Source organism: Nitrospiraceae bacterium, assembly GCA_035623075.1.
GTDB lineage: Bacteria > Nitrospirota > Nitrospiria > Nitrospirales > Nitrospiraceae > DASPUC01.
The window spans coordinates 276,286-288,312 of sequence record DASPUC010000024.1; the positions used below are offsets into that span (position 1 = coordinate 276,286).

Annotated in this window: 9 protein-coding genes; 7 read left to right on the top strand and 2 right to left on the bottom strand. The window is 59.0% G+C overall.

Going from position 1 to position 12,027, the window contains the following annotated elements; all coding sequences use genetic code 11:
- Window positions 1–89: 89 nt before the first annotated feature.
- From VEI50_08005 to VEI50_08025, 5 genes are all read left to right on the top strand, one after another.
- Complete coding sequence (locus tag VEI50_08005) at window positions 90–1,790, top strand: proton-conducting transporter membrane subunit (protein HXX75059.1); 1,701 nt, start codon at window positions 90–92, stop codon at window positions 1,788–1,790.
- On the top strand, window positions 1,778–3,097 hold the full coding sequence (locus VEI50_08010) for a proton-conducting transporter membrane subunit (protein ID HXX75060.1): 1,320 nt from the start codon (window positions 1,778–1,780) through the stop codon (window positions 3,095–3,097). The genes VEI50_08005 and VEI50_08010 overlap by 13 nt, the downstream gene beginning before the upstream one ends.
- Window positions 3,085–6,324: a DUF2309 domain-containing protein gene (locus tag VEI50_08015; protein HXX75061.1), complete on the top strand. Its 3,240-nt coding sequence runs from the start codon at window positions 3,085–3,087 to the stop codon at window positions 6,322–6,324. Before VEI50_08010 ends, VEI50_08015 begins: the two co-directional genes overlap by 13 nt.
- Window positions 6,325–6,357: 33 nt before the next feature.
- Entirely contained in the window at window positions 6,358–6,696 is a 339-nt protein-coding gene (locus VEI50_08020; GenBank protein ID HXX75062.1) for a P-II family nitrogen regulator, read from the top strand.
- A gap of 87 nt (window positions 6,697–6,783) precedes the next feature.
- A complete protein-coding gene (locus VEI50_08025; GenBank protein HXX75063.1) occupies window positions 6,784–7,053 on the top strand; it encodes a hypothetical protein in 270 nt (89 codons plus the stop codon).
- 512 nt (window positions 7,054–7,565) lie between these two features.
- On the opposite strand, the gene VEI50_08030 is transcribed toward VEI50_08025, so the two are convergent.
- The gene (locus VEI50_08030) at window positions 7,566–8,606 is read right to left on the bottom strand and encodes a tetratricopeptide repeat protein (protein ID HXX75064.1); all 1,041 of its coding nucleotides are present in this window, start codon (window positions 8,604–8,606) and stop codon (window positions 7,566–7,568) included.
- Window positions 8,607–8,625: 19 nt separating this feature from the next.
- On the bottom strand, window positions 8,626–10,113 hold the full coding sequence (locus VEI50_08035; GenBank protein ID HXX75065.1) for an FAD-dependent thymidylate synthase: 1,488 nt from the start codon (window positions 10,111–10,113) through the stop codon (window positions 8,626–8,628).
- Between the two features lie 197 nt (window positions 10,114–10,310).
- Between VEI50_08035 and hisS the strand changes: the two genes are divergently transcribed.
- On the top strand, window positions 10,311–11,579 hold the full coding sequence (gene hisS / locus VEI50_08040) for a histidine--tRNA ligase (GenBank protein HXX75066.1): 1,269 nt from the start codon (window positions 10,311–10,313) through the stop codon (window positions 11,577–11,579).
- Between the two features lie 121 nt (window positions 11,580–11,700).
- The gene (locus tag VEI50_08045) at window positions 11,701–12,021 is read left to right on the top strand and encodes a DsrE family protein (protein ID HXX75067.1); all 321 of its coding nucleotides are present in this window, start codon (window positions 11,701–11,703) and stop codon (window positions 12,019–12,021) included.
- The last annotated feature ends 6 nt before the right edge of the window (window positions 12,022–12,027 follow it).

Sequence of the window (12,027 nt, forward strand, 5' to 3'; positions counted from 1 at the left end):
CTGGTCGCAGTACAAGCCAACCGGGATGCCTCGACTGCCGGTCGAGCATGTCGGTTGGCTTTTGTGTTTTGAAATGCTTCGAGGTGCTGATGTCGGCTGTGCTGCTCGTCCCGTTGCTCCCGCTGTTAACCGCGCTCATCGTCGTGGCCGGTCCGGACAACACGCGATATCAGCGCGCCAAGATCGCGGCCTGGCCGATCGGCGCGGCCTTCTGTGGAGCCATCGTCACGCTCTATGTCGTCGCGACACAGGGACCGATCACCATTCGGTTTTACGACCCTTCGTCGTTGGCCTCCATCGGCTTTCCCATCGGCTTCCACATCGACCGGCTCAGTGCGGTCATGATGGTCCTGATCTCGGCGGTCGGCACCATCATCTATACCTATTCCGTCGGGTACATGTACCAGGACCAGCACGAATCCCGGTATCTGGCCCTCATCGGGTTCACAACCTTCGTGCTGCTTTGCATGGTCTCGAGCAGCAACCTCATGATGCTGTTCATCTTCTGGCAACTCCTGAGTTACCTGCTCTATGTGCTGGCCCACAATCATGCGCACGCGGCGACGTTGGAAGGCGCCTTTCGAACGTTTACCCTCCTGCGCGTCGGCGACGTGGCATTCCTCTCCGGCATTGTTCTGGCCCACTCGCTCTACGGCACGTTGGAATACCAGGCGCTGTTCGCCAGGGCAGCTGGCACGTCGATCGTCCTTTCCCCTTTGCCTGGAATCGAAATCAGCGGCCCGACCGCCGTTACCCTGCTGCTGTTCATCGGCGGAATGAGCAAGTCGGCGCAGTTTCCGATCCACGTCTGGCTGCCCCGTTCCCTCTATGCTCCGACACCGGTGCATGCGCTGCTGCATGCGGGCATCATCAACGCCGGCGGGTTTTTGATTAATCGACTGGCGCCGCTCTTCGGACTCAGCTCAACCACGTTGCATGTCGCCTTCGTCGTCGGAACCATGACGGCCATCCTCGGCGCCAGCATGATGTTGGCACAGAACGACATCAAAAAAACCCTCGGCTTCTCCACGATCGGCCAAATGGGCTACATGATCATGGAATGTGGCTTAGGCGCGTTCTCATTGGCCGTGTTCCATTTGATCGCCCACGGCCTCTTCAAGGCCACTGTCTTCCTGAACTGCGGCAATGTCATCCATAAGGCCAGGCAAGAACCCCACTTCCCGCACGTCGACCATCAGGAGGAGGAAGGGTCCTTCTCTCGCCTCACCTGGTCGACCGGGTTCGTGACGACTCTCTTCATTCCCCTGTTGATCCTGCTCGTCACGCACGGCGTGCTGCATATCCCGCTCCTCGAGTCGCAAGGCACCGTGATCTTTCTGTTCTTTATTTGGATCACCTCCTCGCAAGCCATCCTGACGCTCACGCGCTTGCGCGCCGTGGCTTCGTGGAAAGTATCGGCAGCGATGTTGCTGACATTGCTCTTCATCGTGTTTGTCTATCTGTTCGCGGTGGAATCTTTCACCGCGTTCTTGTACCCGGATCCGCAGGAAGTCGCGTCCTACTTCAAGGCCGCGGCTCTGGCGAATTGGCTGTTCGATCTCATCATCCTCCTGGCCACCGTCCTGACGATCGCGAGTTGGTCGTACCTCTACATGCGCGCCCATGGTCGGACCGTGTGGATGCCGGCCTGGATCGAAGGCCTGAGGATTCGGCTGTACGTCCTGTTTATGAATCGGCTCTTCGCGGACGAGATCTATCAGACCCTCGGAAGGATCGTAACGCGACTCCTCGACCGATTCGACAAGAGCGCACAAGGATGGTCGCGATGATGGAAGGCGCGCTGGTTCCGTTGCTGCTGGCCGGCATTCCTCTTTTAGGCGCCGCATCGAGTGTACTGGTCTGGTCGCGACCGGAGCATCTCAAGAACTGGTCGGTCATCTTCTCCGTCGCGAGCCTAGCTGCTGCTATTGGATGGTCGGGGTATCTTGCAACCCCACCAGAAGGCTTGTTGCTGGTCTATCTTCTGCCGGTTGCTGCCTGCGCGTCCCTTCTGGGTCAGCCGGTTCATCAGAACCATCGACCTTCATGGATGCTGACCCTCGTGTTTCTTGGGTTGGGATTGGGCATCCTCACGAGTCAAAATCTCCTCGGCCAGATAGGTCAGATGCTCTTGTTGATCCTGACCGCTGTGCTGCTCTACCGCCACCATACTCCTTTGTGGCCAATCTCCTGGTTAGGCATCGGTGCGTATGGGCTCGCCGCCATGTGTGTCGCGGTCTCTATCGTGGCCGGTCCACCTCTGTCCTCGGTCATGTCCTTGCTGGCCTGCGCCATCTTGTTGCCGCTTGTCCCGTTTCATGAGGGATACATCACCGCGCTCACGCGACTCCCTGGCAGCCTCCCCTCGTTCATTGTGTTGCTCTTTCCCTCAATTGGACTGCATGGGTTGGCCTCCGGCATGCAGACGGTGCCGGACTCAGTGGCCTGGACGGTGACCCTGCTCGCGCTGGCGGGAACTTTGTACGGAGCCGGCAAGGCGTTGGCGCAATCGCGAGCTCGACTGTTGCTCTCGTTCGGGAGCTTGTCGTTGTACTCGATGCTGTGGTGGGTTGCGGCCATGACTCACGCCACGCCACCACGTGCAACGATCTTCGTCGGCGCTATCGGTCTCATCACCAGCGGGCTGTTGCTCGCCTGGCAGGTCATCCGTACACGCTACGGAGACGATGTGGACCCGCAATCCATCAGCGGGTTGGCCGCGACCATGCCGCGCTATGCGGTCCTTCTCTCGCTCCTCGCACTGGCAGCGATGGGTCTGCCGCCGTTCGGTCTGTTTGCCGGCTTCATGGGTTTGCTGTTGGCGTCTGCCGTGCCGTTCTCACTCTCAATCCTCATCATGGTGACGGCCTGGCTCGCCGCTTCTTGGTACATCATGGGGATGGTGCAGCAATGGCTCTTCGGAGCCAAGCGTCACGATCTACGCTACACCGATCTCCTCCATAGTGAGTTGGCCGCGCTGATGATTCTTGTTGCGGTGTTGCTCGCGTTGGGCATGATGCCAGCTACGTTTTTCGGGCCTGACGCGATGGCAACAGCAACCGGCGCGTTCACGGGATTGTTCGCATGGAACAAGTAGAGAACCGGTCCGACATCGAAACAAGACGGATGGAGCTGCGAGGGATCGTCCACCTCGCGGGCGAAGTCGTCGCGCAGTATTGGCCGATGCGCATGTTCGTGCACCACAATCCGCTCCATAGCCTCGAGTACCTCCCGTTTGAAGAGACCGTCCGCCGCGGCAGGCAATTCATGGATGGTAACGGCTACCTCCCAAGCCATCAGTATCGCGCCTGCCTCGAGTCGGGCCGCATCAGAACCGAGCACGTCGACGCCGCGCTGAAACCACTGGTTCTCGACAAGCACGTGACCATCGGAGGTCGTAGGGTTACACACGGCGAGGTTCTACGGGCCTGCCTGACGGAAGGACTCTGCGAACCGCTCGTCGAGCCCTTGGAAACGGAACTTCCGGATCCTTGGCAGGAACTGATCGACAAGCTCGCGGTCAAGCTGACGTCCATCCTCAAGGTGCGGGACGTGCGCGAGCGGATCGACAAGATCGTTGAAGGGGATCAACTAGCTCTGGGACGCTGGCTTACGCTCTCGCACTGGTGCGATGACACATTCGGCACGCAGGTCGTCCGGCAGATCAACGATCAATTGATTAAATGGTGCGAAGCGTTCCTGGATGAAGACCATGCGGCCTGGCCCATGCCGGAGCGGGAGAAGGGACTTTACGGGGCCTGGAAAATGATCGCCTCCCACGAATGGTCGCCTTGCGGAATCAGGGACAGCGGCAGAAAAATCGTGCGGCTTCCGGAGTATCCCGAAGATGCTCTCCTCGACAGTCTGGATGCACTCGGCATTCCGGCTGAACTTCGACAGGATTATCTGGCTCTGCAACTGACCGCGCTGCCAGGCTGGGCCGGCTTCATCAAGTGGCGTGGAGAGGAACGGAATTATCCCTGGCAGCAAGCCTATCCGGCCGGCCTCGTGAAATTTCTGGCCATCCGTCTCTGGTACGCGCGCGAGTTGGTCCAAAAGACCTGCCGCGAAGAACTGGGCATTGAGGGTCGCTACGACGCCGTCACTACCTACATGCGGAACTATCCGGAAGAATATTATCTGAGACGACAGCGGGTCGCCGGCCGATTGCCGGCCCTCTACGCTGAGGAAGTTGACCGGCTGCGACATCAGAAACGAAACGGCTGGCGCAGCGTCATCGAGCGTTATAGAACGGAGGTTGTTCCACGCCAGCAAGCGGCGGCCAGGCGTGACATGGCGAGAAGGCTGCTGGCATTCGCTCGATCGTTCGACATCGATCCAGTCGCGCTCGTCGATAGTGCTCACAGTGATCTGAAACAACTCATCAAGTGGATGGAGGCCTTTCCTGAATCGGACCATGGACCGTTATGGCTCAAGGCATTTGAAGCCGGATACCACGAATCGCTGATAATCAAGCTTGTGCGCAACGCGCGTGAGGGTGAGGCGCCTCCGGCTAAGCAGGAGGAGGGAGCGACGCGAGTCCCTGGTATAGCCCGCCCCTATTCACAATCGGTCTACTGCATCGACGTGCGATCGGAGCCGTTCCGCCGGCATCTCGAATCCACAGGGCCCAACGAGACCTATGGCTTCGCCGGATTCTTTGCCGCGTTCATTCGCTATCGCGCGTGGGGAAAAGAACATGACACCGAACAGTTTCCGGCCATCATGCGCGCCAAGAACGAGGTGCGGGAAATCCCCCGGAGCTATTTCGATCACAAGGTGTCCAAGCACGAGGCTCGCACCAGATGGGTACAGGCGGGTCACACACTGTTACACGATCTCAAAGAAAACGTCGTGACGCCCTATGTCATGGTGGAATCGTTGGGTTGGTTCTACGGGTTCCCGATCTTCGGCAAAACATTCCTGCCAGCGCTTTATCGACGCTGGACCTCCTGGTTGCGGAACCTGTTCGTGCCGTCGATCGCCACGACACTCACCGTGGATAAGCTCGCGCCGGCCGAAACGGCGGAGATGCTGGCCGCCGAGCAACAGGCTCTCGTCAGGAAGGCGCTGCAGGAACGGATCGGGTTGCGCAGTTCCCGCATGACGCCTGCATTGGTCGAAGGGTTGCGGCAGCGCGCCTTGAGCGGATCTGGTGACCTGGACCCATCGTTGGCCGAAGTGGCCAACCAAGCAGGTCTCTCAACCGATGTGGTGAACGGCCTCGTCGAGACCTTGCGCCGCCACTACGACCTCAACGCGCGCTCGGCCTCCCGGCAGAAGGAGCGGATCACGCGCACTGGATTCACGCTTGAAGAACAGACGCTCACGGTCGATACCGCTCTACGCATGATGGGATTGACGAAGAATTTTGCACGCCTGGTCCTGTTCTGCGCCCATGGCAGCACGTCGGACAATAATCCCTACGAATCCGCGCTCGATTGCGGCGCCTGCGGCGGCAATGAGGGCAAGCCCAACGCCCGCGTCCTCGCGATGATGGCGAACAACCAGAAAGTGAGAGAACGCCTCATCAGGACCGGCATCGAGATTCCGTCCGATACCCACTTTCTCGCCGGCCAAATGGACACGACGACTGACGAGGTGCAAGTCTTCGACTTGGAGGACGTGCCGCCGACGCACCGTGCAGACCTGGCTCGTCTCCAGAAGGATCTCAAGGAGGCCTCCGCGCTCACTAGCCAGGAGCGCTGTGCGCGCTTTCCCGACATTCAGCAGGCGCTAGAGGGAACGAATGCCGAAACTCGTGTCCGTCGACGGAGTTCAGATTGGAGTCAGGTCCGACCGGAGTGGGGTCTCTCCGGCAATACGGCGTTCTTGATCGGTCGACGGGCACTCACAAAGGGGTTGGACCTTGGCGGACGTGTGTTCTTGCACTCCTACGACTATCGCGAAGACCCGAGCAATCGTCTGCTCGAAGTGCTGCTCACCGCGCCGCAGGTCGTGGCGCAGTGGATCAACATGGAACATTATTTCTCCGCGGTCGACAACGACGTATACGGGAGCGGGAGCAAGGTCTACCACAACGTCGTGGGGCGGCTCGGCATTATGTCGGGACCTTGGAGTGATCTTCGACTTGGATTGGCCAGGCAAACGGTGATGAACGGCGACGTGCCGTATCACGAACCGATGCGGCTGCTGACGATCATCGAGGCGCCGCGTGAACGGATCGAAAAGCTGATTGCGCGGCATGAAGTGCTGCAGCATTACTATCACAACGAGTGGGTGCACCTCGTCGCGCTCGACCCGGAAGACCAGGTATGGTATCGATACCGCCCGACCGGCGAGTGGAGCGTCTTAGCGAGTTAGGTATAACCGTCGAGCTAGGAAAGGAGTTCGTTAATGGGTTTGACATTGCATCCGATGAAGGAAATCCGCGTGATCGTGGCAGGAGAACAGCGGGCGTTCGTGACCGACTTACTCGACCGGGTCAACGCCACCGGCTACACCATCATCGGGAACGTATCCGGCAAAGGTCACCACGGCGTGCGCGAAGCCCATTTCATGTTCAGTGAGCAGGAAAGCCTGGAGATGATCATGACGGTGGTCCCCGAGGAGAAAGTCGAGCCGATCTTGGCCGGGCTGCGGCCGCTGTTCGAGCGGCATTCCGGTGTCATGTTCGTCGCCGACGTGGCCGTGAGCAGGCAGGAATATTTCGGCAAGAAGGGCAAAGAGGCCTGAACGACGCGATCCGCCCCGCCCTTGTCTTCACGACCAGAACCTGTCTAAAATGAGCCCCTCTGAGGCAGGTTTCGCCACGGTGCAACGATGAAGGGTTTACGGTTCGAGCGTATCGGCCGGGATCGCTACTACAATGTGGTCTTCCACATGGGCAGCACCTATGTGCCGGTAAGCGACGAGACCGTGGAAGAACTGAAATCCCAGAGCCTCCTGCCACCCGAGCGGTTCCTCGATCTGCTCATCGATCGCATCGGATATTCGTCCTATCTCAAAGATCAGATTCGCACCGAATTGAAATCGTCGGGCGATCCAGTGACGCAGATCACGGTCCTTCAGGGAGCAATCAGAGAATTATAGTTCCTTTCTTGCCAGGTTCTATCCTTCCACTGTCAAATAGACCGTTGCTCTTCCCACACCCGCTTTGAATGTGGCGGGATTTGGTTCTTCCACTGTATGCCTCAAGAGGCACCGCCTTTAAAATGGTCCTTCCGAGCTTGCTTGGTCCCTCCCAACGGGTGATCTGGATCGGTCCCGTCGTGCGCCCGTCGAACAAGCACCAACCAATTCAATACTCCCTCCAAGCTCGCTCGTTCCCTCCTCAAGCGTGGGGGCTGATTGATCTCCCACTGCGCGCATGCACTGAGCACCATTTTCTCTTATCCTCTCCACTGCCAACCCCAACGGGATGGTTGGGCTCGCTGCGACTTGCGAGGGGGTTGCATGGTTCTGTCGCTGCGGTCGCCGGAGGCGATGGCGAGCACTGTCCGAAGTTCCGTTCGGACGGAGTTTTGGACGGAACGAGTTGCGCAGCCAAGCAGTGATAGAACCACGCGGCCTAACCCATCGCCGGAGCAGCAGCCCACCATCCCCTACGTATCCCACGTCCCGCCTTCTTTGTAGAGTTTGTTCATGATGTCGTTCTTCTTCTGCGGGTCCCGCTCGTACTTGATGGCCTTGGTGTAGTTCTCAATCGCCAATTGCACCTTGCCGCGGCTCGCATAGACTTTGGCCACGCCGAGATACGCTCTTGCGTCCTCGGGATCGGCTTTCAGGGCGCGATTGAAGCTGTCCATCGCCTCTTCCCGCTGGCCCCTATCAAAGAGCATCCAGCCGATCGCTGAGTGGGCCGGTGCGATGTTCGGATTGGCCTCGACCGCCGCTTGATACTCCTTCATCGCCAAATCAGACCGGTTCTTAGTTTCGTACAAGCCGCCCAAGGCGAAGTGCACTTCACCATCGTTCGGATTCAGACGCAGCGCTTCTTGGTATTCCAAGAGCGCGGCCTGCGTCTTCCCTTGCTCTGCCAGCGCGCAGGCCAAGTTTGCATGGGCGACGGCATCGTTCGGGTTGAGTTTAATCACTTCGCGGTACTGCGGGATTGCCATCTCCAAACGCCCCTGCTCTTGATAGGCCACGCCCAGGTTGGTGCGCGCCGGCACGTAGGCGGGATCGAGTCGGACAGCTTCGCGATATTCTTTGATCGCCATTTCGAGATAATCGGCCCGCTCGTGGATTTGCGCGAGAAAGTAGTGGGGATAGGCGGACAGGGGCGCGAGCTTGGCGGCTTCTTTGTACGATTGGATCGACTGTTCGGATTCTCCCGATTGAGACAAAAAGAGACCCATCACGAGGTGGGCATTGGCCTGCCCCGCCTGTCGCACCACGAATCCGTTGACCCATTGTTTGACCTGAGCGATGTCGTCGGCCTCCTGTAGACAGAGGGCGTGCGTCTGCCAGGCCTCACCAAATTGCCCTCGGATCAGCTGCACGACATTGCGCGCAAAATGCGGCCGCGGGTCTCTGGTCGTTCCGGGAGGCGGATGCCGGGCCCAGGCGAGCGCCTCTTGCTCTGCAGCATCCCATCGCCCTTCGAGCAGGGTCGCTTCACATTGTGTTTGGTAATCGGGCATGGAACGAGGCTGCTGCTTGTTACCTGGTAAGCGTGTCCTCGATATCGGGCGACGTGGCTTGAATGCGATCGCCGAGGGCGGGATAGCGCGCGGTGAGTTTCTGCTTCATCAGCCAGGCAACGGTGCGGTACGACCAGTGGCCCTTCACGCCAGACCGGAGTTTGGCGATATATTCGGCCTCGGCATAGTCCATCTTAAACAGGCAGCGAACTTTGAATCCGAAGGGAATGGCGTACAGCGCGCCCTCCGCGCTGGATTTCCTAAGCTGCTCGATGTCGACCCGCACGGCGTCCATCGCTTGGCGATACTCCTGATCCAGTCCCGCTTGCACGAGCGGCGGCGGCACGTCGAATCCGTGGACCGTTGTGAAGTTCTGCTGCACCTGCTGGCAGCGCCGGTGCCGGTGCAGGTCGCGCCAGCCCCCGATGTCCATCAACACATCGAACGTGAAGGCATAGCCGCTGCGAAATTCCTTGATGAGTTCATCGTACGGCCCTCTGGTGCTCAGCGCCACGTCGATCGTTTCCTGCTTTTGCTTCTCCGTCCAGCTGCGGACGACTGCGAGCACGTTGCGATAGGGGGCGTGGGACACGCGATAGAGCAACGTCGTCGCGACCTCGTCCAACGGGTCGTGCGGTTCGATCAGGTCTACCGACTCCGGCTCACCCCACGTCGCCGGTTGATCCAAGCCCGTTCCCTTCAGTACGTCTTTCGCATATCTGGCGAGGTCCTGGTAGACCCTGGATTGATATTCGTTCGGCTTCGCATGGCGCGCGAGGGTCGGCGCCAACGGTTCGCTCATGCCGGCTGCCTGGCCGTTGAGTTCCCCCCACAGGTTCACGGGCGGGCGCTGGCAGGCATCCTTGAGGTCGTCTCCAATCATGCGGAGCTCGGGTAACTGCGACGAGAGGAGTCTCGTGATCTGCTTTTCTAGCGTTCGGATGCTCACGACCTGTCCGACATTTGTCTTGGCCGCGAGCGGCAACAGGTATCGCGTGACGTCGAACGCGCGTGCGGCGATGGTCCGTTGGTAATCGCCGGGTTTCATGGTTTCCGGGCGAGGTTCCCGCTCCGACAGAAATTGAGTCAATGGTTGGTGCAGGAGGCGATAGGCTTCGGCAAGGCTCCGGAGGATGCCATGGTACGTTCCCTCCGTTTCCGACCCGCGCAGGCTGTCCGGAATGTACCATGCGCCAGAGGCGAAGTTCTGATAGCGGCTTGATTTTGCCTGCCCGTCCCATAACGGTTCGTCCTCGAGGCGGATCGCCGCAAGTTCGGAAACGTCCTCGAAACAAATGATGACATGGCCGAGGTCGGCGATCGACGCGTGCCCGTAGTCAAAGTAGAACTGATCCCAGAATTTCTCTGAGGAATGGCCGTGCACCCAGCGGATGCTGCTCTCGATGGAATCGGGCGAACGGCTGTAGCGGGCAAGGGCGTAGGCCGACTTCTCCGGCGGCATGGGAGCCACTGCGATCACGCGTCGGTTGGATTGATCCTGGCTCATCGCACAAATGACCTCTGCTCACAGCCCACAATCGTGAGGAGCGCACTATACCCCCCGTTTTAGCGAGGCGCAAGGTCCGCTCCGTTGACTTGCCGCGGAACGCGCCGCTATAGTCGCGACGCGCATGCGCGAGAGGCAAGGGGCTCGTGGCTAGGGGCTCTCTTTCCTCTAGCCCCTCGCCTCGGATCCTCGCGCCCATGGCCAAGCAAGATATGATCAAAGGCATTAAGGGCGTCAAAGATATTCTCCCGGAAGAGACCCCTCGATGGCGTGTGATTGAAGAGGCAGCGAGAGGAGCTGCGCTGCGCTATGGGTTTCAGGAGATCCGTATCCCGATCTTTGAGGTGACGACGCTGTTCGCTCGGAGTATCGGCGCCACAACCGACATTGTCGAGAAGGAAATGTATACGTTCGCCGACCGGGATGGCACGTCGCTGACACTTCGCCCGGAGGGCACAGCCGGGACGGTCCGTGCCTTTATCGAACATAATCTCGCGGCCGACCCGCTCCCCCAGAAATATTTCTACCTGGGGCCCATGTTCCGACATGAGCGTCCTCAGGCGGGCCGCCTCCGGCAATTTCATCAATTCGGCGTCGAAAGTTTCGGCACTTCGGACCCTCGGGCTGATGTGGAGGTGATCGCGCTGCTCTGGCGTTTTTTGTCTGATCTGTCGTTGCCGGATTTGACGCTGGAGATGAACAGTCTGGGGACCAGCGCGGACCGAGCGGCCTATCTGCCGGCTCTGGTCTCATTTCTCAAGCAGCACGAATCTCGGCTCTGTGCAAACTGCCGACGTCGTATCGAGACGAATCCCTTGCGGATTCTGGATTGCAAGGTTCCTGAGTGCCGGACGGTTACCGACAAGGCTCCTCGCCTGACTGATCATCTCTCGGCAGAGGCTCAGGTACATTTCGACGAGGTTCTCGCGGGATTGGCCGTGATCGGAATCCCCTACCAGTTGAATCACCGCTTGGTGCGCGGGCTCGACTACTACTGCCTGACGGCGTTCGAGATTACCTCGACACACCTGGGGGCACAGAATGCCGTCGGCGCCGGGGGGCGCTACGACGGTCTCGTCGAGTCGTTGGGAGGCCCCAGCGTTCCGGCAGTGGGTTTTGCTGTTGGCCTCGAGCGTGTGACGCTGATGCTCCCTGAGGGAACGGCTTCATCGATCGGGCCATCGATTTACGTAGCAGCGTTTGGAGCGGAAGGAAATCGCGCTGGCGTGCTTCTCCTTGAAGCGCTGCGGCGAGCTGGATTCAGTGCGCAAACTGACTATCGTTCAACATCCCTCAAGGCCCATCTGCGTCAGGCTGACCGAGCCGCGTGTTCCTTCGCAATTCTCCTCGGGGATGACGAGGTAAAACGTGGTTCTGGAATTCTCCGTAACATGCACTCGAAAGCTCAAGAGGAACTGTCCTTGGGGGACTTTCCTACCCTCCTTAAATCGCGCGTTTTAGGCTGAAAAACCGCGCTTTTTTCCAGTTGCTTTTCTTTTCAAAAACCCGTAGACTCCCCTCGAGCACACCAATCCGTAACTATTTGATAGTATTCGGAAGTTGTTTATTTTTCTCCTGTGGATTCCCATGGCACCCCGTAAACTCGGCCTCCTTTTATCCACACCCCCGTCTCATCCGAGTGTCAACACGGTCTTGCGCCTCACTGACGCGGCTCTCCGTCAGGGGATTGACGTTTATCTCTATCTCATCGATGAGGGTGTAAAGAGCCTAATGGACACACGTTATGGAGACTTGATTCAGGCTGGAGCGAAGATGTCTGTCTGTGCCTATGGCTGCCAGCAACATGGGGTTTCGACCAAAGATATCAATCCGAAGATCTCTCTTTCTGGGTTGGTCGTGCTCTCCGGGATTATCGATGGGTGTGATCGTTTCTTGGCATTCACGTAAAATTCC

Excerpts from the sequence above, each read along its gene's own strand:
- VEI50_08005 (HXX75059.1), top strand. The coding sequence starts at position 90 with ATGTCGGCTGTGCTGCTCGTCCCGTTGCTCCCGCTGTTAACCGCGCTC.
- VEI50_08010 (HXX75060.1), top strand. The coding sequence starts at position 1,778 with ATGGTCGCGATGATGGAAGGCGCGCTGGTTCCGTTGCTGCTGGCCGGC.
- VEI50_08015 (HXX75061.1), top strand. The coding sequence starts at position 3,085 with ATGGAACAAGTAGAGAACCGGTCCGACATCGAAACAAGACGGATGGAG.
- VEI50_08020 (HXX75062.1), top strand. The coding sequence starts at position 6,358 with ATGGGTTTGACATTGCATCCGATGAAGGAAATCCGCGTGATCGTGGCA.
- VEI50_08025 (HXX75063.1), top strand. The coding sequence starts at position 6,784 with ATGAAGGGTTTACGGTTCGAGCGTATCGGCCGGGATCGCTACTACAAT.
- VEI50_08030 (HXX75064.1), bottom strand. The coding sequence starts at position 8,606 with ATGCCCGATTACCAAACACAATGTGAAGCGACCCTGCTCGAAGGGCGA.
- VEI50_08035 (HXX75065.1), bottom strand. The coding sequence starts at position 10,113 with ATGAGCCAGGATCAATCCAACCGACGCGTGATCGCAGTGGCTCCCATG.
- hisS (HXX75066.1), top strand. The coding sequence starts at position 10,311 with ATGGCCAAGCAAGATATGATCAAAGGCATTAAGGGCGTCAAAGATATT.
- VEI50_08045 (HXX75067.1), top strand. The coding sequence starts at position 11,701 with ATGGCACCCCGTAAACTCGGCCTCCTTTTATCCACACCCCCGTCTCAT.